Origin of the sequence: Streptomyces sp. NPDC018019 (assembly GCF_044327805.1) — a bacterium.
In the GTDB taxonomy this organism is placed as follows: Bacteria; Actinomycetota; Actinomycetes; order Streptomycetales; family Streptomycetaceae; genus Streptomyces.
This window is the reverse complement of sequence record NZ_JBIRGD010000007.1, coordinates 184,577-204,212: the sequence shown is the minus strand read 5'-3', so window position 1 is coordinate 204,212 and position 19,636 is coordinate 184,577. Positions and strand designations below refer to the sequence as shown.

Genomic DNA, 19,636 nt, shown 5'->3' with positions numbered 1-19,636 from the left:
CCACCACGATGGGTTGTACGGCCCTTTGTCCGGCACCTTCAGGGCTTTCGGACAATTCATCGAGGCGACAGAGTGGATGTCACCGGGGCCTGCGGGTCAAGGGGATCACGGGGGCCCATGGAGTCCGCCCCGGCGGACATATGGGGGAACCATGGGAAAGATCCACGGGGGAAACCAGGCCCCGGAACCGCCTACGGCGGATGGGCCGTTCATGGGCAGGGCGGCCCATGAACGGCCCCCTAAGACGGCACCGTACGGAGACGACGATCAGGCGGGCGTACCCGCATCCACGGCGCAGCGGCGCGACCGGAGCCCGGTGGGAAAGACGCTGGCCGCATCCGGAAAGGCGCGGGCCGCGTCCGGAAGGCCCCACGAAGCGCCGAGCCCGATCCAGTGTCTGTGGCGTTCCTACGAACTGCCGTTCCGGGACGCCCTCCACGTCGCCGACGGCTGGTCCTACGACGCGGTGATCGACCCCGCCGCGCCGAGCGGGTGGCGGGTACGCGATCCCTTCGACCTCGCGAGCGTCCTGGCGGCCGAGCCGGACCGGACGTCCGAGGTGGACGGGCTGCGCGCGCTGCCCCTGGCGGACGGCGGGGTCCTCTGGGGCGGTGAGGGGTCGCACGGGTCGGAGGGGTTCTGCGCCCGGCTGACCGGCGAACTGTCCCTGGCCTGGGCGCTCTGCTTCCGCGATTCGAATCCGTTCACCGAGATCCACCTCGAACACGGCACGGGCGATCAGGCAACCGGCCGCGCAGCCGGTCGTACCGTCGGTCGCACCGCCGGCCGCGCCGTCTTCCGTTCCACGTCCGGCGTGTCGATCAGCGTGGACATCGCCGACCCCACGTGCGGCGCCGCGTGACCGCAGCGACCCGACGACCGGTCCCGAGCACCCGGCGCCACTCGGCACCACCCGGCTGCCGTGCCCCGGGCCCCGCCTACCGACCCACGAACACCCCCACCGTCCGCCCCGGCACCGCGAACGTTCCCGTCCGCTTCTCGTACGACGCCGTCCGCACCACCGGGTCCGCGCCCCGCGCCTGGACGCGGTGCAGGTCGTACCGGTGGCCCGCCAGCGACGGGACGCGCTGGAGCTGCCGTTGCGCGGTCGCGTTGAAGACCACGACCAGCTTGCCGAGCCGCATCGTCACGACACCCGGCGTCTCGGCCGTCCCCGGCAGGGGGAAGGAGAGCGCGGCTTGTACGGCCTCGGTGCTGTTCAGGCCGAATTCCGGTTCGGTGGCATGGATGCGGAGCAGGTCGCGGTAGGCGGCGGAGGCGGCGGTGATCTGCGCGCAGCCGGGGCGCAGGGCCGGGTCGGCCAGCAGCGGCCGGGCGTACGGCCATTTGTCCTTGTTGTCGGCGGCGGGCGGCAGGCCGCGCCCGAAGCCGTTGCCGTCCCGGCAGTCCCAGTGCAGCGCGTTGAACCAGTCGCCGCTCTCGAAGGAGTTGCGGTCCAGGGACTTCGAGCGGAGGAGGTCGCTGCCCGCCTGGGAGAGGGCCGGCCCCTGTGAGAGCGCCGGGATCGCCATCGCCACGACCTGCATACGGGCCCGGTCGGCGGCGGACGTGTCCTGCGGGAGCTTGTAGGCGAGGGCGTCGTACAGCGTCTCGTTGTCGTGCGCGTCGGCGTACGCGAGGGCGTCGCCCGGCGCCGCGGCGTATCCGGCGGGCGCGCCGTTGTAGTCGACCTCCGAGCCCTTGACCGTACGGCCGGAGGTGTCGGTGAACGTGAAGCCGGCGAGGTTGCCGGTCAGCCCGACCTTGATGAGGTCCTGGTAGTGCAGCAGGCGGGCGCGCTGTTCGGCCGGGGTGCCGTTGGCGGGCGAGGGGTTGGGGGCCGTGTAGAGGCCGGAGGCGAAGCCCTGGACGCGCGGGTCCGGGTCGAAGGGCCCGCCGCCGCGTACCGCGTCGCGCGAGCGGTCGTTGAAGGTGGCGATGCCGGTGCCCGCCATGTTCCGCTGGGTGGCCTGGACGAAGCGCGCGTCGTCCGCGGCCTCGCCGAAGTTCCAGCCTTCCCCGTACAGCACGATCGCTTTGCCGTCCACGCCGTCCTCGGCGACGGTCAGCGCGTCCAGGGCCTTGCGTACGGCCAGGATGTTGGCCTTCGGGTGGTGTCCCATCAGGTCGAACCGGAACCCGTCGATCTTGTACTGCCGGGCCCAGGTGACGACCGAGTCGACGACGAGCCGGCCCATCATCAGGTGCTCGGGCGCGGTGTTCGCGCAGCACGTGGAGGTGGCCACGGTCCCGTCGTCCAGCAGCCGGTGGTAGTACCCGGGCACGATCCGGTCCAGGACGGACAGCCGGTCCTGGCCGCTCGCGGCGGTGTGGTTGTAGACGACGTCCATGACGGTGCGCAGCCCGGCCCCGTTCAGCCCCTGCACCATGCGGCGGAATTCCGTCGTCCGCGCCCGCGGCGCATCCGGGTCGGAGGCGTACGAGCCTTCCGGCACCGTGTAGTGGAACGGGTCGTATCCCCAGTTGTACGCGTCGCGTGCGGCGCTGGCGCCCACGCACTCCTGCTGCCGCTCGGAGTCGGCAGGCAGTGCCGCCAGGTCGCAGTCGGGGCGGGCCTGGTCGGAGCGCCGTTCCGGGATGGTGGCGATGTCGAAGGCGGGCAGCAGGTGGACGTACGAGGTCCCCGCGTCCGCGAGCGCCTTCAGGTGCCGCATCCCGGCCGAGCGGCGGTCGGTGAAGGCCAGGTACTGCCCGGGATGGCGCGACGTGGGGTCGGCCACCGAGAAGTCCCGGATGTGCAGCTCCTGGATACGGGCCCGGTTCAGCGGAACGGCGGCAGGCTTCTTGAGCTTGCCCCAGCCCTTCGGCGCGAGCCGCGGGTCGGCGAGGTCGAGGACGACGCTGCGCTCGGAGTCGGCGGTCAGGGCGGTCGCGTACGGGTCGGTGACCTTGTTCGTGACGAAGCGGCCGACGCTCGGCGCCCAGACGGTCACGACGTACCGGTACGGCTTCCCCGCCCAGCCGCGCGCGCCGCGCACCTGCCATACGCCGCTCGCGTCGTCCCGGCGCATCGGCACGGTCCGTCCGTCCAGTTCCAGCGCGACGGTCCGGGCCGTCGGTGCCCAGACGGCGAGCGTCGGGCGGCCGTGCCGGAAGACCGGCCCGAGCGGTGCCTTGGCCGCCGCCGGGCCGTACAGGTCGTCCAGCACGCCGGGGATCTGCACGCCGGTGCTGACCCGCTGCCCGTCCGCGTCCCGCTGCACGGCGACCAGCCGCTCCCGCAGTGCGGCGGGGGCGAGCTTCTGGTCGCGCGGGTCGACGGCGAACGCCGGGAAGTCCTTCAGGTGCGGGTACGCGGCACGCTCGGCGGGGGTGAGGGTGCCGGGCGTGAGCCGTATCCGCCCCTGCGCGTGGCCGTGCCCGCGCTCCTGGCCCTGTCCCTGCCCCTCCGCCCCGAACTCCAGCTGGGCGGCCGCGTGCCGGGCGCCCTTCCACACCACCGTGTCGCGGTCGATCCACTGCGCCGCCGCCCGGCCGGGAGCCGGTGGCGGTGCGGCGTTCGCGGAGGGCGGGGCGGGCAGGACCGCCGCGCACAGGGCCATGGCCACGGCTGCGACGGTACGGCGGAGGGTGCGCCTCACGTAAGGACTCCTTCAGGACGTTCGGAGGTGAGCGGGGCCGGGCCGGCGGTCCGGACCGCGGTGACGGCGATGGCCGCGGACCGCGGCCCCTCCCGGCTGCGGTCCCGACGGTCCGGGCGGTCCGGGCGGACCGGGCGGACCGGGCGGACCCGCCGGTCCGGACCGGTGGCCCGGGATCAGCCGCAGCTGCGCGCGCCGACGTGCAGGGCCAGTGCCGTGTTCGGGGCGAGCGTGGCGGTGAAGCGGCCGTCACCGTCCACGGTCACCGGCTTCCGGCTCTGTACGTCGCAGTACGTGCCGACGGGCAGCGAGGTCTGGAACGTACGGGTGAGCGCGCTGCCCTGGTGGTTGATCACGGCGTACCCCTTGTCACCGCGCCCGAAGGCGATGGCGTCGTCGCCGTTGTCCCACCAGTGGGTGACGGCCGTGCCGCGGGTCGCGTTGCGGAAGCCGACCATGGCGCGGATCTCGGGCCAGTTGTGCTGGCACTTCCAGCCGTCCTGCCAGCACGCGCGCACCTGGCCGCCGTTGGGCGGCCCCGCGTCGTGGTCGGCGAACTCGTAACCGGAATGCACGTCCGGGGCGCCGTACGGCCAGGCCAGCATGAAGACGTTGGCCAGCGTGTAGTCCGCGCCGTCCTTGTAGCTGAGCGTCGTGCCGTTGCGCTCGGTGTCCCAGTTGTCGACGAAGACACCTGCCGCGCCCGACGGCAGATAGGCCCAGCCCTCGCCGAAGTTCTTCAGGTAGGCCAGCTTCTCGTTCTGGAACACCCGCTTCAGGTCCCGCCCGTACCGGAATTCCTGTACGTCCCCGTTGCCCAGGTACTCCGTCGGCGAGACGGCCTCGCCCTCCCCGTAGATCGCCTCCTGCTTCCAGTAGACCGACGGGTTCTTCAACTGCCGCTTGATCGCGGCCAGGTCCTCGGCGGGCATGTGCTTGGCCGCGTCGATCCGGAAGCCGTCCACGCCGAGCGACAGCAGGTCGTTGAGGTACGCGGCGATCCGCGACCGGACGTGGGGCTCGCCGGTGTCCAGGTCGGCCAGCCCGACCAGTTCGCAGTGCTGGACGTTCCACCGGTCGCGGTAGTCCGTTATCCGCCCGGTGCAGTCGTCCATGTCCTGGCGCTGGTAGAGCTTCGGGTAGTCGTACTTCGTATACGGGGACCCGCCCGTCCCCGTACCCGAACCGGCCGACATGTGGTTGATCACCGCGTCCGCGACGACCTTCACACCGGCCGCGTGACAGGTGTCCACCATGCGCTTGAAGGCCGCCCGGTCGCCGAGCCGCCCGGCGATCTTGTAGCTGACCGGCTGGTACGAGGTCCACCACTGGCCGCCCTGGATGTGCTCGGTGGCCGGTGACACCTCCACGTAGCCGTAACCGGTGGGGCCGAGGGTGTCCTTGCACTCCCTGGCCACCGACTCGTAGCGCCACTCGAAGAGTTCGGCGGTCACGTCCTTCGCGCCGGGCGGCTCCGCGTTCGCCGGCTGCGGCGGCGGGGCGAGGACGGCCGCCGCCGTGCCGGAGAGGAGGGCGAGGGCGGCGGCCACGGGTCTGCGGGCGCGCCGCCGGGGACGGATCGGATGGGTCACGGCTCCTCCTGAGGGGGTGGGAGGTGTTCGGCCGCTGTTCTATCCGCCGTGGTTGATTGTTGCAAGAGATTACGCAAAAGATTGCAACGGCGTTGCGGCGTCCTCCGGGCCGGGCACGTGTCCGCCGGGCACGAGGTCCAGCTCGGCGCGCACGGTCTTGCCGACCGGTACGCGGTCGAGGACCGCCCACCGGGTGGCGAGCGCGGCCACGACGAGCAGGCCGCGCCCGGCCTCCGCGTCGGGCGGCGCGGACACGAGGCCGTCGGGGGACGGCGGGCGCCGCTCGGTCCGCGTGTCGGTCACGTCGATCCGCAGCGTCCCCGTACGCGCGAGGCCGCCGACGACCGCGAGCCGCAACTCGAAGTCCCGGCCGGGGACGCGGCCGTGGGTCACGGCGTTGGCCGCCAGCTCCCCCACGACGGCACCCACATCGTCGGAGAACGCGGTCCCGTACGGAAACCCCCACGCGTCGAGCCGATGCACGGCAAGATGCCGCGCAAGCCGCGCCCCGAGCCGCGTACTACTGAAGCACTGGGTGAACACACGTACGGTGACGGGTGGGTGGGGTGGGCGGGTGATGAGTTGGGGTGTCATGGGCCTACGGTCCCGGGCGCGCCACCGGGCTGACCAGGCTTTCCGTCCGTACGGAAAGTCAGCGTACGGGTACGCGGAGTGGACAGTACGAGTAACGGCCCGTAACCATGGCCTGGTCGTGCGCGAGATCACCCCGGAGGTGCCGATCCATGGCAGGTGGCAGGGGCAGCAACGAGCCGGAATACATGGACAGCCTCAAGAGCTTCGGGGCCGTCCTCAAAGTGTTCCGAGAACGGGCCGGGCTGACGCAGGAAGAGCTGTCCCCACTGGTGCGGTTCTCCGCGCAGACCATCGCCTCGATCGAACAGGGGCGCAGGCTCGCACCACCGGAACTCATCGACCGAGCAGAGGTGGTGCTGGACGCGTTCGGTGTATTGCGGGCCGCGGCGGGGCCCTTGACGCGTCGGCGTGGGCTGGCGACGTGGTTCCGGCAGTGGGCAGCTTTGGAGCGGCAGGCGCTGCACCTCTGTACGTACGAGTGCCGACTGATCCCCGGGCTGCTGCAAACCGAGGCATACGCGCGGGCCGTCTTCAGGAACAGGGTGCCGCCCCTGGCTGACGACCAAATCGAAACCAGGCTCGCCGCCCGGATGGAGAGGCAACGCCTGCTCCAGGAGAGGCCGAACACCGCGTTCAGCTTCATCGTCGAGGAAGCTCTCTTCCGGCGCCCTGTGGGAGGGATCGACGTCATCCGGGATCTGATCGACCACATCCTCGAAGTCGCCAAGCTGCGGAACGTCGAGTTGCAGGTGATGCCGTTGGGGCAGGAGGAGCACGCGGGCCTGGACGGGCCCATTCGGCTGCTGGAGACTCCTGACAACACGTGGTACGGCTACTCCGAAGGCCAACGAAGCGGCCAGTTGTTCGCTGGTCGGCACGACATCAGCGTGCTCCAGATGCGGTATGCGAAACTGCGTTCGCAGGCCCCCAGCCCCCAAGACTCCGTGAGCCTGCTGAAGCGGATCCGAGGAGCACTGTGAAGACCACTGAGGTGTCCTGGTTCAAGAGCAGCTACAGCGGCGGCGACGGCGACGATTGCGTCGAAGCCGCCTTCTCCTGGCACAAGTCCAGCTACAGCAGCAGCTCAGGTGACAACTGCGTCGAAGTCTCTGCCGCCCGCGTCACCGTCCGCATACGAGACTCGAAGAACGCACAAGGCCCCCACCTCACCGTCCCGGCCGACTCCTGGGCCGCGTTCCTCCCGTACGCAACCGGCCTCGTAGCCTGACGCTAGGTCACTCGTGGGCGGCCTTGGCCATGGACCGCGTCCAGGACGCGTACTCCGGCTCCGGGCCGTCGAGCAGTTCGGCCGCTCGACGGTCCACGTGCCGCACGATCGCGGACTGCGCCATCGCCTGGTCGGGGTCCGTGAGGACTTCGGCCACCCGGGCGGGTTCATCGCCGTCGGCGCCGTCCGCGGCCTGTTCCAGCGCCCGCAGGTGCAGGGCGAAACGGGCGTGTTCCGGTGGTTCCGGTGGTTCCGGCGGCTCGGCCCCGGTCCGTCTCAGGACGGTCGGTCCTGTTCGTGCGCCGTCGCGAAGACGCCCCGTACCCTCTGCCCCGTCGGGACCGTCCATGTCGCGCTGACGTGGCCCAGGGGCGCCCCGGTGGGCTCGTCGCCCGCCGTCAGCACGCGGTGTATGCGCAGGAGCAGCGGGCGGGACGAGTGGATGTGGATGTCGGTCGCGTCGGGGCCGTCTGTCACCGACTGGGGGCCCGTTGCCGCTTCGTGGCCCGTTTCGGTGAAGTGCGGGTGGACCGTGGGGTCGAGGGTGTCGGTCTCGCTCTGGGCCTGCGGGGTGGCCTTGCCGATGAGGAGGGCGAAGAGCTGGGCGGCCAGGACCGGGTCGTGGGTGCCGTCGTAGACCCAGCGCTTGCCCAGGACGCCGTGTTCCAGCGTGCCGACCAGCGCGTGGTCGGCGCCTTCCAGAGGCGCGCCCCGATACGTGAACGGGGCGTGGTACGCGACGGGTTCGGCGCCGGCGGTGTCGGTGGCCACCATGAACTCCATGCCGACGTCGCCCGCCGGGTCGTCGAGCCGGAAGCCGCCCGCCCTGGTCAGCTCGGGGGCCCGGCCGTCGCCCGCGTACCAGGGGCGGCCGGGGAGCCACGTGGCGAGGAGTTCCAGCTTCGTGGGGCTCAGCGTGGTGTGGTGGATGATGGCCATGGTCGTCCGGCACCTTTCCCGTGGGTGGCTGCGGTGGCTGCGGTGGTTGCGGCCACCGCGGTGGTCATCCTGCCATCTGCCTTGGTCGGCACGGCAGTCCGTCACCCGGCTCCCGGGAGGACCGGCCCCGCCGGGACGCGCGCACAAGGTCTCCACGCGCACACCTCCGTACGCGCGCACGCGGCCCGTGCGCGCTCACTCGGCCGGTGAGTCCTCGACCGGTCACCCCTCGGCCGGCCGTCGGCCCGCGGCCGGTGACCGGGGCAGGTCTCCGGTGGCGACGACGTGCTGGGCGACGTCGTGCAGCAGAAAGTGGTGGCTGCGGGCGTGGTGGCGCATGGTGCCGAACGCGTCGCCGAGCGAGATGTTGTGGTGGGCGGCGAGGAATCCTTTGGCCTGCTCGATGAGGATGCGGCTGTGCAGGGCGGTGTGCAGCTGCTCGTTGACGGTGTCGGTGTGCTTCAGGGTGCGGGCGTGCAGCAGCCCGATGGTGGCCGCGTCGGCGAACGCCTGGGCCGTGATCAGGTCGTCGGCGGGCAGGGGGCTGTCCGCGGTGCGCAGGAGCAACAGGGCGCCGAGGGTCTGCCGGCGCAATCGCAGGGGTACGGCACAGGCGTAGGAGTAACCGGCCCGGCGAGCCTGCGCGGTGAAACCGTGCCAGGCCGCGGGCGCACGGGCGAGTTCGCCGGGGGTGACCGCGGCGGCGGTGCGGTAGGCGTCCAGGGCGGGCCCTTCGCGCAGGGCCAGTTCCAGCAGCTTGGTCAGGGCGGGGCTGGGGTCGCAAGGGGCGGGGCTGTGCAAGTGCGGCCCCGGATAGGCCAGCAGGACCGCGGCGTCGTCGACGGCGAAGATGTCACGGCAGCGGCAGGTCAGCTGCTCCAGGAAGTCGATGACGTCGAAGTCCGCGACAAAGGTGTCGGCGAGTTCCACGAAAGTCCGGGCGATCTTCTCTTCCCTGCTCATGTCCATACTCCTCGGTGCACGGGCGCGGCACGTGGGCCCGTGGGCGGCGCGGCCGCTGGGGGACGGTCGGTCACGGTGGCAGCTCCCGCAGAATGTCGCGGGCCGCCTCGGAGATGGGCCGGCCGGACGCGAACGCCCGGGCGCGCAGCCGGACCAGCGCCTCCTCCAGCGGGACGCCGAGCCGGCAGCTCAGCACACCGGTGGCCTGGTGCACCTCGGCCCAGTGCAGGTCGATGGCGCCCGCGGTGCCCGGCCCGTTGGTGGAGTTCTGGGCCTCCGGCTGCCAGGCCAGCAGTCGGTCGGCCAGTGCGTCGGCCACCCGGAGCCCGTCCGCCACCTGCCGCCCGGTCAGCGGTCCGGGCGTCGTGCGGTATCCGCTCAGCGCCCCGAACCGGACCGCTCCGGCCCGGACCGGCCACACGAATACCGCCCGCACACCCAGGGAGCGGACTTCGGCGGCGAACTGCGGCCACCGGTTGTCCGCGGACGCGTCCAGGTCCGCCACCTCGATGGCCCCGTGACTCAGGTCTGCCGTCAGTCCGGGTCCCTCCCCCAGGGTGAACTGGGCGTCTTCCAGGCGCGCGCTGATGTCGTCGCTGAACCAGACCAGCTCCGTGCCCCACCGCAAGGAGACCGCTATCCCCTCCAGTCCCAGCGCGTGGGCGCAGCGCACCGCCCACACGCGGTGTTCGCCCGCGTCGACGGCACGATCCAGGCCGACGAGCAACTCCTGTACGGACACCCGCTGCTCCATGGGATGAGCCTTCCGCCGTACGGAGCGGGCCGGCCCTTCGAGACCGTCACGTTCCGCATCTGGAGATTACTCCCCGCCGTGCCCCCGGGACCCGTCTTCGCCGAAACCGGAACGCCCCGGACCGGCCGGACCGGCCGGGGCCGTCGATCCCCGTACCACCAGCTCCGGCTGGAAGACGAACTCCGTGTGGCGGTCCGGCGGCCGGTCACCGTCCGCGCGGGCGCGGATCTCCTCGATGAGCGCGTCCACGGCGGCCGTGGCCATCGCCCGCACCGGCTGGCGCACGGTCGTCAGCGGCGGGTCGGTGAAGGCGATCAGCTGGGAGTCGTCGAAGCCGACGACCGACACCTGTGCCGGTACCTCCAGGCCGCGCTGGCGCGCCGCCCGTACGACGCCGAGCGCCATCAGGTCGCTGCCGCAGACGACTGCCGTACAGCCCGCGTCCAGCAGGGAAGCGGCTGCCGCGTGTCCCCCTTCGACGCCGAACAGGGTGTGGCGTACGAGGCGTTCGGCCTGCCCCCTCCGCAGGCCGAACGCCTCGGTGAGCGCCGCGGCGAAGCCTTCGGCCTTGCGGCGCGACGGGACGTAGCGGACCGGGCCGACGGCCAGGCCGATGTGCCGGTGGCCGAGTTCGGCGAGGTGGCGTACGGCCATGCGGGCCGCCGCCCGGTCGTCCGGGGAGACGAAGGGGGCGGCGATGTCCTCGTGGTAGCCGTTGATCAGGACGTACGGGACGCCGCGGTCGGTGAGGCGGGTGTAGCGGGCGGGGTCGGTGGTGCTGTCGGAGTGCAGGCCGGAGAGGAAGATGATGCCGGTGACGCCGCGTGCCTCCAGCTGTTCGACCAGTTCGTCCTCCGTGGCGCCGCCGGGGAGCTGGGTGCACAGGACCGGCGTGTAGCCGTGCCCGGCGAGGGCCTGCTCGATGAGCTGGGCGAAGGCCGGGAAGATCGGGTTGGTCAGTTCGGGGACGATCAGCCCGACCAGTCCGGCGCTGGTGCGGCGCAGCCGTACCGGGCGCTCGCCGCCGAGCAGGTCGAGGGCCGCCAGGACCCGCTGCCGGGTGCCCCGGGCCACGCCCGCCTTCCCGTTGAGCACCCGGCTGACCGTCGCCTCGCTGACCTGGGCCTGCGCGGCGATGTGCGCCAGCCGGGGACCGTCGGCCCCGGCCGGCGGCACGTCGGGGCGGTCGGTCACGCCTGCCACCACACGGCGGTGTCCGCCGGGATGGTCAGCTCGTCGTCGATGGTACGCAGTTCGGCCGAGGACAGCAGGACGCGCCAGCCGGGCCGGGCGGGCGCGCGGACCGGCTCCGGTGTCGTGTTGACGACGCAGACGAAGCCGCCGGGGCGGCGGAAGGCCAGCACGCCGTCGGGTGCGCCCAGCCAGGTGACGGCGTCGCCCGCACCAAGCCCGGGGTGGGCGCGGCGCAGCTTGAGGGCCGTACGGTACAGCTCCAGCATGGAGGCCGGGTCGCCGGTTTGGGCGGCAACACTGAGCCGGGCCCACTCCGCGGGCTGCGGCAGCCAGCTGCCGCCCGTGCCGAAGCCGTACGGGGCGGTGTCGCCGGACCAAGGGATCGGCACCCGGCAGCCGTCGCGCAGGCCGTCCTGGCCGTCGCCGCGGAAGAACGCCGGGTCCTGGCGCACCTCGTCGGGCAGGTCGGTGACCTCCGGCAGGCCCAGTTCCTCGCCCTGGTAGACGTAGGCCGAGCCGGGGAGGGCGAGCATGAGCAGGGCCGCGGCGCGGGCCCGGCGCTCGCCGCCGCCGAGCCGGGTGCGGTGCCGTACGACGTCGTGGTTGGACAGGACCCAGGTGGTGGGGGCGCCGACCGGTCGCATCGCCGCCAGGGAGGCGTCGATGACGGCGCGCAGTTCGGCGGCGTCCCAGCCGGTGTCGAGGTAGTGGAAGTTGAACGCCTGGTGCAGCTCGTCGGGGCGCAGGTAGAGGGCGGTGCGGTCGGCGCTGGGCGTCCAGGCTTCGGCGACGCCGATGCGCTCGCCCGCGTACTCGTCGAGGACGCGGCGCCAGGAGCGGTAGATCTCGTGGACGCCGTCCTGGTCGAAGAACGGCAGCACCTGGTTGCCGAGCAGTTTGAGCTGGTCGGTACGGCCCATGTCGGGCAGGCCGGGGGCCTTGACCAGGCCGTGGGCGACGTCGATGCGGAAGCCGTCCACGCCCAGGTCGAGCCAGAAGCGCAGGATGGAGCGGAACTCGTCCTGGACGGCGGGGCTGTCCCAGTTGAAGTCGGGCTGTTCGGGGGCGAACAGGTGCAGGTACCACTCGCCGTCCGGGACGCGGGTCCAGGCGGGGCCGCCGAAGACGGACTCCCAGTCGTTCGGCGGGAGTTCGCCGTTCTCGCCGCGGCCCTTGCGGAAGTGGAAGCGCTCGCGGAGCGTCGAGCCGGGGCCCTCCTCCAGCGCCTGCCGGAACCAGGCGTGCTGGTCGGAGCAGTGGTTGGGGACGATGTCCACGATGACGCGCAGGCCCAGGCCGTGCGCGTCGCGGATGACGGCCTCGGCGTCGGCGAGGGTGCCGAAGGCCGGGTCGATGACGCGGTAGTCGGCCACGTCGTAGCCGGCGTCGGCCTGCGGGGAGGCGTAGAAGGGGCTGAGCCAGACGGCGTCGACGCCCAGGTCCCTCAGGTACGGCAGACGGGCGCGGATGCCGGGCAGGTCGCCCATCCCGTCGCCGTTGCCGTCGGCGAAGCTGCGCGGGTAGACCTGGTAGATCACCGCGTCGCGCCACCACTGGGTGGCGGCGAACGCGGCCGGGTCCGCGGCGTCGGCGGTCGCTCCGGTGGCGTGGTGCTCGGTCATGTCATCCCTTGGTGGTGCCGGAGGTCAGCCCGGCGACGAGGTGGCGTTGGGCGAAGGCGAAGACCAGGGCCGCGGGCACCGCGATGATCACGGCGGCGGCGGTCATCGAGCCCCAGTCGTTCAGGTACTGGTTGACGAAGGTCTGGAGGCCGCCGGCGAGGGTCAGGTTCTCCTCGCCGGTCATGAAGGCGGAGGCGTACGCGACCTCGGCCCAGGCCGTGACGAAGGTGTAGAAGCCGGTGACGGCCAGGCCGGGGCGGGCCAGCGGCAGGACCAGGCGCCAGAAGGTGCCGAACGGGTTGAGGCCGTCCACCCGCCCGGCTTCGTCGATCTCCACCGGGATGGTGTCGAAGAAGCCCTTCATCATCCAGGCGCAGAACGGGACGGCGATGGTCAGGTAGGTGATGACCAGGCCGGCCGGCTGGTTGAGCAGGCCCAGGCCCGCCAGCAGGTTGTACAGCGGCACGATCAGTACGGCGACCGGGAACATCTGCGTGACCAGCAGCAGCCACATCAGCGGGCGCATGCCGGGGAACCGGAAGCGGCTGACGGCGTAGCCGGTGGTGGCGGCGATGAAGACGCCGAGGACGGTGGTGACGCCGACGACGAGCACCGAGTTGCCGAACCAGGTCAGGAACTCGGTGTCGGCGACCACGTGCCGGTAGTTGGCGAAGGTGAAGTTGCTGACCAGCTCGGTGGTGAAGGCGTCGTTCTTCGGCTTGAAGGAGGTGATCAGCAGCCACAGCGGCGGGAAGACCGCGATGACGGCGGCGGCCAGGAGGGCCAGGTGCAGGCCCACGGAGGCCAGCGGGCTTCGCTTGGAGCGCATGGTCACCACACCTCTCCCTGCTTGCGCAGCGAGCGGCGGTAGACCACCGCGATCAGGGACAGCAGGAGCAGGATCAGCACGCCCCAGGCGGCCGAGCCGGAGAAGTCGCGCGGACTGTCGACGAAGGAGAGCCGGTAGGCGTAGGTCACCAGGATCTCCGTGGCGTCGCCGGGGCCGCCCCGGGTGAGCAGGTAGATCACCGGGAACATGTTGAACGTCCAGATGGTGGAGAGCAGGATCACGGTGCTGCTGACCCCGCGCAGGCCGGGCACGGTGATGTTGCGGAACCGCTGCCAGGCGCCCGCGCCGTCCATCTCGGCGGCCTCGTACAGCTCGCCGGGGATGGACTGGAGGCCGCCGAGCAGGGCGACGAGCATGAAGGGCACGCCGAGCCAGACGTTGACGGCGATGACCGACAGCTTGGCCCAGGTGGGGTCGTTCAGCCACGGCACGGCGTCGATGCCGCCGCCCGCCAGCAGTTTGTTCAGCAGGCCGTTCTTCTCGTTGTAGAGGAGCCGCCAGGTGAAGACGGAGACGAAGGCGGGGATGGCCCAGGGCAGGATCAGCGCCAGCCGGTAGAAGGTGCGGCCGCGCAGCTTCCGGTTGAGCAGGTTGGCCAGGGTCAGGCCGATGGCGAAGGTGAGGCCGACGCAGGCCACCGTCCACAGCACGGTCCAGCCGAGCCGGCTCCAGAAGACGCCGTCGCCGAGGATCTCGGTGTAGTTCTCCAGGCCGGTGAACTTGTAGGTGGCCGGGATGTGGTTCATGCCGATGTGGCGCTCGACATTGGCCTCGTTGGCGTCGGTCAGCGACAGGTACAGGCCGCGGACCAGCGGGTAGCCGATGATGACGCCGATGACGAGCACCACCGGGGCGACCATGGTCCAGGCGTACCAGTGGGTGGCCAGGGCTCTGCGTACCCGGCCCGGCGGCGCGGGAGCGGCAGCCCCCTTCCGCCGGCCCCGGGACATCCGTACCGCGTCCGTCACTTGTAGTCCTTGAGGATCTTGCGATAGCTGTCACCGACGGCCTTGGCGGCCTGCTCGGGGGTGCTCGCGCCGGTGAGGACCTTGTTCATCTGCACCTTGATGGGCTCGAAGAGGGCGTTGCCCTCGGCGATCCAGGGGCGCTGGACGGCCTTGTCGACGGCGGGCTTGAAGAAGCCGACCATCTCGTTGTGCGCCACGGACGGCACCGCGTACACCGACTTGCGGGTGGGCAGCAGGCTCAGCTTCTCGGTGGTCTGCTGCTGGACCTTGGCCGAGCTCATGTACTTCACGAAGGCGTAGGACGCCTGGAGGTTCTTCGAACCGGCGTAGACGGAGAGGTTCCAGCCGCCCTGCGGGGAGCCCTGGGAGGCGCTGCCGCCGGGCACCGGCGCGACGCCGAGGTTCTTCCCGTCCTTGAACTCCTTGCCCGCGCGGACGCCTTCGATGTCCCAGGGGCCGCTGACCGCCATCGCGACGGTGCCGTCCTTGAGGGCCTTGAGCTGGTTCTCCTGGCCGTCGGTGGCATCGGTGACGGCGGCCTTGGAGTCGACCAGGTCCTTGATGGTCTTGAACGCCCTGACGCCGGCGTCGTCGTCGATCGTGACGATCTTGTCGCGGGCGTCGACCATGTCGCCGCCCTCGCCGTACAGATACGGCAGGAACCAGTACGGGTCGTCGCCGCGCAGGTAGAGCGCGGTGGCGCCGGTCTTGTCCTTGATCGTCTTGGCGGCGGCGGACAGCTCGGCGAAGGTCTTGGGGACCTCGACACCGGCCTCCTTCAGGAGCCGCTTGTTGTAGAAGAGGCCGAGGGTGTCGGTGACCTGCGGCACGGCGTAGGTCTTGTCCTTGAACTTCGTGCTTCCCAGGGCCTGCGGGAGGTAGTCGCCGGGGTCGTCCAGGGCCGGGGTGTCGTCCAGCGGCGCCAGGTAGCCGAGGTTGGCGAAGTCGGCGACCCAGGCGACCTCGGTCCGCATCACGTCGGGGGCGCCGGCCCCGCCGCCCGCGGCGTTCTTGAACTTGGCGTTGGCGTCGCCGAACGGGACGCTGACGTACTTGACGTCGACCTTGGGGTGTTCCTTCTCGAAGTCCTCGGCCAGCTTCTTGTACGTCGCCTTCTCGGCGTCGTTGGAGGTGTCCCAGAAGGTCACGGTGCCCGACAGCTCGCCTCCGCTCCGATCGCCTCCGCCGCCGTCACCACCGCACGCTGTCGCCGCCAGTGCCAGTCCCGCGACCAACGCGGTGGCCGCCATGCCACGCCGCATGTGAACTCCTTAGGGAAACGCCCGAAATGGCGCCGGAACGCCTCGTTCGGCCGTTCGGAACGCCTGTGATGGCGGACAGGAACGTAACAGCGCGGAAATGAATTCGAAAGACCTTGCGGCAAATTTCTGCAAGGCTGCTGACAGGGGTTGCCGGGGGCGGCGCCCGCGCACAGCGCGCCCCGCGCACCCCCGCAGGCCCCCCACCAGGGGATTGAGCCGCCCGTCGGCCCGTCACCCCGCCGTGCCCCGCGCGTTGAGCCCATAGACGACCGTCCGCCGATCGAGGCCAGGACCCTGCAAGACGATGCATGGCCGCCCCGCCCCGAAACGCCCCACTCTCGACAGGGAAGCCGGATGACCCAGGAGCTGACTTCGACCGACCCCGCCCGCGCGGCCCACGCCACCGGCAGCCGTACGGGCTGGTGGCGCGACGCCGTCATCTACCAGGTGTACGTACGCTCCTTCGCCGACTGCGACGGGGACGGGATCGGCGACCTGCGCGGCGCCCGGGAACGCCTGCCCTACCTCCGGGACCTGGGCGTGGACGCCGTCTGGCTCACCCCGTTCTACGCCTCGCCGCAGGCCGACGGCGGGTACGACGTCGCCGACCACCGCTCCGTGGACCCGCTGTTCGGCAGCCTCGCGGACGCCGACGACCTGGTACGGGCCGCGCACACGCTGGGCCTGCGGGTGATCGTCGACATCGTGCCCAACCACACCTCCGACCAGCACCCCTGGTTCCAGGACCCGGAGCTGGCCCGGGAGCGCTACATCTTCCGGCCCGGCAAGGGCGCGTCCGGCGAGCTGCCGCCCAACGACTGGGAGTCGGTCTTCGGCGGGCCCGCCTGGACCCGTACCGAACGCGGCGACTGGTACCTGCACCTGTTCGCCCCGGAGCAGCCCGACCTGAACTGGGAGAACCCGGAGGTGCACGCCGAGTTCGAGGCCATCCTGCGGTTCTGGCTCGACCTCGGGGTGGACGGCTTCCGCATCGACGTGGCACACGGCATGATCAAGGCGCCCGGGCTGCCGGACATCGGGCACAAGGAGCAGGCGAAGCTCATCGGCAGCCAGGTGCTGCCCTTCTTCGACCAGGACGGCGTCCACGAGATCCACCGCTCCTGGCGCCGCCTGCTGGACTCCTACCCCGGCGAGCGGATCGGCGTCGCCGAGGCGTGGGCCCCCTCCCCCGAGCGCCTGGCGATGTACGTACGCCCCGACGAGCTGCACCAGGCGTTCAACTTCCAGTTCCTGACCGCCGACTGGTCCGCCGACGCGCTGCGCGCGATCATCGACGCCTCGCTCGCCGCGACCGCCTCGGTCGGCGCCACCACCTCCTGGGTACTGTCCAACCACGACGTGGTGCGGCACACCACCCGGCTCGGCGGCCTGCGGCGCGCCCGCGCCGCCACCCTCATGATGCTCGCGCTGCCCGGCTCGGCCTACCTCTACCAGGGCGAGGAGCTGGGCCTGCCGGAGGTCACCGACCTGCCCGACGAGGTGCGCCAGGACCCGGCGTTCTTCCGCGGCGACGGCCAGGACGGGCACCGCGACGGCTGCCGGGTGCCGCTGCCCTGGTGCGGCGAGACGGCCGCGTACGGCTTCGGGCCCGGCGGCAGCTGGCTGCCGCAGCCGCGCGCCTGGAAGGAGCTGTCCGTCCGTGCCCAGACCGGCGACCCCGCCTCCACCCTGGAGCTGTACCGCGCGGCGCTGGCCCTGCGCCGGGCCCACACCAGCCTCGGCGACGGCAGTCTGACCTGGGCCGACGCCCCCGACGGGCTGCTGGCCTTCACCCGTACCGGCCGCTCCGGCCACACCGACCTGCTGTGCACCCTCAACACCCTGGACCGCGCGGTGGAACTCCCGCGCCCCGGCCGGGTGCTGCTGTCCTCCACGACGGTCGCGGCCGAAGGGGACACCGCGCTGCTGCCGGGCGACTCCTGCACCTGGTGGGGGCTCTGACGGGCGGTCGGGGCGGGCGGGCCGGGGCGCTGCCCGCCCGCGGTCGGTGCGGGCAGCGTGGGCAATCCGACAGGCGACCGGTACAGTCCCCTCCATGACCGCCCGGCTGGCCGACATCGCAGCGCAGGCGGGTGTCAGCGAGGCCACCGTCAGCCGGGTGCTCAACGGGAAACCCGGCGTCTCCGCGACCACCCGCCAGTCCGTGCTGGCCGCGCTCGACGTGCTCGGGTACGAGCGTCCGGTACGGCTGCGGCAGCGCAGCGCCGGCCTGGTCGGCCTGATAACGCCGGAGCTGGAGAACCCGATCTTTCCGGCGTTCGCGCAGGTCATCGGCCAGGCGCTGACCCGCCAGGGCTACACCCCGGTGCTGGCCACCCAGACGCCGGGCGGCTCCACCGAGGACGAACTGACCGAGATGCTGGTGGACCGGGGCGTCGCCGGGATCATCTTCGTCTCCGGGCTGCACGCGGACACCTCCGCCGACATGCAGCGCTACGCGCGGCTGCGCGGCCAGGGCGTGCCCTTCGTCCTGATCAACGGCTTCTCCGACAAGGTGCAGGCGCCGTTCGTCTCACCGGACGACCGGGCCGCGATCCGCCTCGCCGTCACCCATCTGGCGGCACTGGGCCACGAACGGATCGGGCTGGCCCTCGGGCCGAAGCGCTTCGTGCCCGTCCAGCGCAAGATCGAGGGCTTCCTGCACAGCATGCGCGAGCAGCTCGGCCTGGGCCGGGAAGCGGCCCAGGAGCTGGTCCAGCACTCCCTGTACACGCTGGAGGGCGGGCAGGCCGCGGCCGGCGCGCTGCTCGCCCGCGGCTGTACGGCGGTGGTGTGCGCCAGCGACATGATGGCGCTGGGCGCGATCCGGGCCGCCCGGCAGCGGGGCCTGGACGTGCCCCGCGAGGTCTCCGTCGTCGGCTACGACGACTCCCCGCTGATCGCCTTCACGGACCCGCCGCTGACCACGATCCGGCAGCCGGTCACGGCGATGGGGCAGGCCGCGGTGCGCGCCCTGCTGGAGGAGGTCGGCGGCACCCCGGCGCCGCACAGCGAATTCGTCTTCCACCCCGAGCTGGTCGTTCGCGGTTCAACCGCTTCGGTGCCCAGGGCCGCCCGGATTCCCGGTCCGGCCGTCCCGTCTGATACGAATGGAAGCCGGGCGTAAGGGTTCCCCCTCCCCCTGAGGTGCTACGCGGGGCCCTCCGGGACCCGACCAGAGGGTGATCGGCCCCGGACCCCTTTCTGGCAGACTGTCTGCCTATGGGTGAAGCGCATGTGAAGACTCTTGACGGCCGTACGGCCGTGCCGCCACCCACCGAGGAGCGCGCGCCGAGCGCCTCCGCCGGTGGCCGGCTGGCCCGACTGCGCTCCCCCCGTACCCCGCGGCTCTGGTTCGAGATCCTGCTGATCGCGGTCAGCTACTGGGTGTACTCCCTCATCCGCAACGCCGTGCCCGAGCAGAAGGCGCAGGCACTGAAGAACGCGGACTGGATCTGGCGGGCCGAGCACACCCTCGGCATAGCGGTGGAGAAAACCGTCAACCACGCCGTCGACTCGGTGACCTGGCTCATCGTGTCGATGAACTACTACTACGCCACGCTGCACTTCATACTGACCATCGGCGTGCTGGTCTGGCTCTACCGCTGGCACCCCGGCCGGTACGCGGCCGCCCGCCTCGCGCTCTTCGCGACCACGGGCGTGGCCCTGCTCGGCTACTACCTCTACCCGCTGGCCCCGCCCCGCCTGATGAACGGCGGCGGCTTCATCGACACCGTCATCGTCCACCACACCTGGGGCTCGATGGCCTCCGGCAACCTGGCCTCGATGTCCAACCAGTACGCGGCGATGCCGTCGATGCACATCGGCTGGTCGCTGTGGTGCGGCGTGATGATCGCGCTGATCGCCCGGCCGGTGTGGGCCAAGGTGCTGGGCCTGCTCTACCCGGCCACCACCCTCGTGGTGATCGTCTCCACCGCCAACCACTTCTGGCTGGACGCGGTGGGCGGCATCCTGTGCCTGGCCTTCGGGATCGGCCTGGCCTTCGCCTGGTACGCGGCGCTGCCGCACCGGCTGCCGCGCCGGGTCGCCGCGGTCTGAGGCGGCGGG

The 19,636-nt window shown here is 71.7% G+C and carries 18 protein-coding genes; 6 read left to right on the top strand and 12 right to left on the bottom strand.

Annotated features, from left to right (window positions below):
• The first annotated feature begins 316 nt into the window (after positions 1–316).
• Positions 317–862, top strand: coding sequence for a hypothetical protein (locus tag ACH4FX_RS14770; protein ID WP_398478764.1), 546 nt, complete (start codon positions 317–319; stop codon positions 860–862).
• Positions 863–938: 76 nt separating this feature from the next.
• On the opposite strand, the gene pulA is transcribed toward ACH4FX_RS14770, so the two are convergent.
• The 3 genes from pulA to ACH4FX_RS14755 form a co-directional block, all read right to left on the bottom strand.
• Positions 939–3,563 (bottom strand): pullulanase-type alpha-1,6-glucosidase, encoded by a 2,625-nt coding sequence (gene pulA / locus ACH4FX_RS14765; protein ID WP_398479005.1) that lies wholly within the window; start codon positions 3,561–3,563, stop codon positions 939–941.
• Between the two features lie 215 nt (positions 3,564–3,778).
• Positions 3,779–5,194 carry an alpha-amylase family protein gene (locus tag ACH4FX_RS14760; protein ID WP_398478762.1) on the bottom strand — a complete coding sequence of 472 codons (1,416 nt, stop codon included), beginning with the start codon at positions 5,192–5,194 and terminating at the stop codon, positions 3,779–3,781.
• Positions 5,195–5,263: 69 nt separating this feature from the next.
• Positions 5,264–5,788, bottom strand: coding sequence for an ATP-binding protein (locus tag ACH4FX_RS14755; protein WP_398478760.1), 525 nt, complete (start codon positions 5,786–5,788; stop codon positions 5,264–5,266).
• A gap of 149 nt (positions 5,789–5,937) precedes the next feature.
• On the opposite strand from ACH4FX_RS14755, the gene ACH4FX_RS14750 reads away from it, so the two are divergent.
• Together ACH4FX_RS14750 and ACH4FX_RS14745 are read left to right on the top strand one after the other, a co-directional pair.
• Positions 5,938–6,768 (top strand): Scr1 family TA system antitoxin-like transcriptional regulator, encoded by an 831-nt coding sequence (locus ACH4FX_RS14750; protein ID WP_398478758.1) that lies wholly within the window; start codon positions 5,938–5,940, stop codon positions 6,766–6,768.
• A complete protein-coding gene (locus ACH4FX_RS14745; protein WP_398478756.1) occupies positions 6,765–7,016 on the top strand; it encodes a DUF397 domain-containing protein in 252 nt (83 codons plus the stop codon). The genes ACH4FX_RS14750 and ACH4FX_RS14745 overlap by 4 nt, the downstream gene beginning before the upstream one ends.
• A 7-nt stretch (positions 7,017–7,023) precedes the next feature.
• On the opposite strand, the gene ACH4FX_RS14740 is transcribed toward ACH4FX_RS14745, so the two are convergent.
• The 9 genes from ACH4FX_RS14740 to ACH4FX_RS14700 form a co-directional block, all read right to left on the bottom strand.
• Positions 7,024–7,173 (bottom strand): hypothetical protein, encoded by a 150-nt coding sequence (locus ACH4FX_RS14740; RefSeq protein WP_398478754.1) that lies wholly within the window; start codon positions 7,171–7,173, stop codon positions 7,024–7,026.
• Positions 7,174–7,292: 119 nt separating this feature from the next.
• Complete coding sequence (locus tag ACH4FX_RS14735; protein ID WP_398478752.1) at positions 7,293–7,955, bottom strand: 1,4-alpha-glucan branching protein; 663 nt, start codon at positions 7,953–7,955, stop codon at positions 7,293–7,295.
• 222 nt (positions 7,956–8,177) lie between these two features.
• Positions 8,178–8,918, bottom strand: coding sequence for an ANTAR domain-containing protein (locus ACH4FX_RS14730; protein ID WP_398478750.1), 741 nt, complete (start codon positions 8,916–8,918; stop codon positions 8,178–8,180).
• Positions 8,919–8,988: 70 nt separating this feature from the next.
• Entirely contained in the window at positions 8,989–9,672 is a 684-nt protein-coding gene (locus tag ACH4FX_RS14725) for an ANTAR domain-containing protein (protein WP_398478748.1), read from the bottom strand.
• Between the two features lie 66 nt (positions 9,673–9,738).
• Entirely contained in the window at positions 9,739–10,866 is a 1,128-nt protein-coding gene (locus tag ACH4FX_RS14720) for a LacI family DNA-binding transcriptional regulator (protein ID WP_398478747.1), read from the bottom strand.
• Positions 10,863–12,488 carry a glycoside hydrolase family 13 protein gene (locus ACH4FX_RS14715; RefSeq protein WP_398478745.1) on the bottom strand — a complete coding sequence of 542 codons (1,626 nt, stop codon included), beginning with the start codon at positions 12,486–12,488 and terminating at the stop codon, positions 10,863–10,865. Before ACH4FX_RS14715 ends, ACH4FX_RS14720 begins: the two co-directional genes overlap by 4 nt.
• Before the next feature lies 1 nt (position 12,489).
• Complete coding sequence (locus ACH4FX_RS14710; RefSeq protein WP_398478743.1) at positions 12,490–13,317, bottom strand: sugar ABC transporter permease; 828 nt, start codon at positions 13,315–13,317, stop codon at positions 12,490–12,492.
• Positions 13,318–13,319: 2 nt separating this feature from the next.
• Positions 13,320–14,288 carry a carbohydrate ABC transporter permease gene (locus ACH4FX_RS14705; protein ID WP_398479003.1) on the bottom strand — a complete coding sequence of 323 codons (969 nt, stop codon included), beginning with the start codon at positions 14,286–14,288 and terminating at the stop codon, positions 13,320–13,322.
• 14 nt (positions 14,289–14,302) lie between these two features.
• The gene (locus ACH4FX_RS14700; protein WP_398478741.1) at positions 14,303–15,568 is read right to left on the bottom strand and encodes an extracellular solute-binding protein; all 1,266 of its coding nucleotides are present in this window, start codon (positions 15,566–15,568) and stop codon (positions 14,303–14,305) included.
• A gap of 354 nt (positions 15,569–15,922) precedes the next feature.
• Here ACH4FX_RS14700 and ACH4FX_RS14695 point away from each other — a divergent pair, with 354 nt between their 5' ends.
• The 3 genes from ACH4FX_RS14695 (at position 15,923) to ACH4FX_RS14685 (ending at position 19,627) form a co-directional block, all read left to right on the top strand.
• Positions 15,923–17,530 (top strand): glycoside hydrolase family 13 protein, encoded by a 1,608-nt coding sequence (locus ACH4FX_RS14695; RefSeq protein ID WP_398478739.1) that lies wholly within the window; start codon positions 15,923–15,925, stop codon positions 17,528–17,530.
• Between the two features lie 94 nt (positions 17,531–17,624).
• The gene (locus tag ACH4FX_RS14690; RefSeq protein WP_398478737.1) at positions 17,625–18,695 is read left to right on the top strand and encodes a LacI family DNA-binding transcriptional regulator; all 1,071 of its coding nucleotides are present in this window, start codon (positions 17,625–17,627) and stop codon (positions 18,693–18,695) included.
• Positions 18,696–18,790: 95 nt separating this feature from the next.
• Positions 18,791–19,627 carry a phosphatase PAP2 family protein gene (locus ACH4FX_RS14685; protein ID WP_398478735.1) on the top strand — a complete coding sequence of 279 codons (837 nt, stop codon included), beginning with the start codon at positions 18,791–18,793 and terminating at the stop codon, positions 19,625–19,627.
• Positions 19,628–19,636: the final 9 nt, after the last annotated feature.

Bases quoted from the DNA above. Each gene is read 5' to 3' on its own strand.
- pulA (WP_398479005.1), bottom strand. From the start codon at position 3,563: ATGGCCCTGTGCGCGGCGGTCCTGCCCGCCCCGCCCTCCGCGAACGCC.
- ACH4FX_RS14755 (WP_398478760.1), bottom strand. From the start codon at position 5,788: ATGACACCCCAACTCATCACCCGCCCACCCCACCCACCCGTCACCGTA.
- ACH4FX_RS14750 (WP_398478758.1), top strand. From the start codon at position 5,938: ATGGCAGGTGGCAGGGGCAGCAACGAGCCGGAATACATGGACAGCCTC.
- ACH4FX_RS14735 (WP_398478752.1), bottom strand. From the start codon at position 7,955: ATGGCCATCATCCACCACACCACGCTGAGCCCCACGAAGCTGGAACTC.
- ACH4FX_RS14730 (WP_398478750.1), bottom strand. From the start codon at position 8,918: ATGAGCAGGGAAGAGAAGATCGCCCGGACTTTCGTGGAACTCGCCGAC.
- ACH4FX_RS14725 (WP_398478748.1), bottom strand. From the start codon at position 9,672: ATGGAGCAGCGGGTGTCCGTACAGGAGTTGCTCGTCGGCCTGGATCGT.
- ACH4FX_RS14715 (WP_398478745.1), bottom strand. From the start codon at position 12,488: ATGACCGAGCACCACGCCACCGGAGCGACCGCCGACGCCGCGGACCCG.
- ACH4FX_RS14710 (WP_398478743.1), bottom strand. From the start codon at position 13,317: ATGCGCTCCAAGCGAAGCCCGCTGGCCTCCGTGGGCCTGCACCTGGCC.
- ACH4FX_RS14705 (WP_398479003.1), bottom strand. From the start codon at position 14,288: ATGTCCCGGGGCCGGCGGAAGGGGGCTGCCGCTCCCGCGCCGCCGGGC.
- ACH4FX_RS14700 (WP_398478741.1), bottom strand. From the start codon at position 15,568: ATGCGGCGTGGCATGGCGGCCACCGCGTTGGTCGCGGGACTGGCACTG.
- ACH4FX_RS14695 (WP_398478739.1), top strand. From the start codon at position 15,923: ATGACCCAGGAGCTGACTTCGACCGACCCCGCCCGCGCGGCCCACGCC.
- ACH4FX_RS14690 (WP_398478737.1), top strand. From the start codon at position 17,625: ATGACCGCCCGGCTGGCCGACATCGCAGCGCAGGCGGGTGTCAGCGAG.
- ACH4FX_RS14685 (WP_398478735.1), top strand. From the start codon at position 18,791: ATGGGTGAAGCGCATGTGAAGACTCTTGACGGCCGTACGGCCGTGCCG.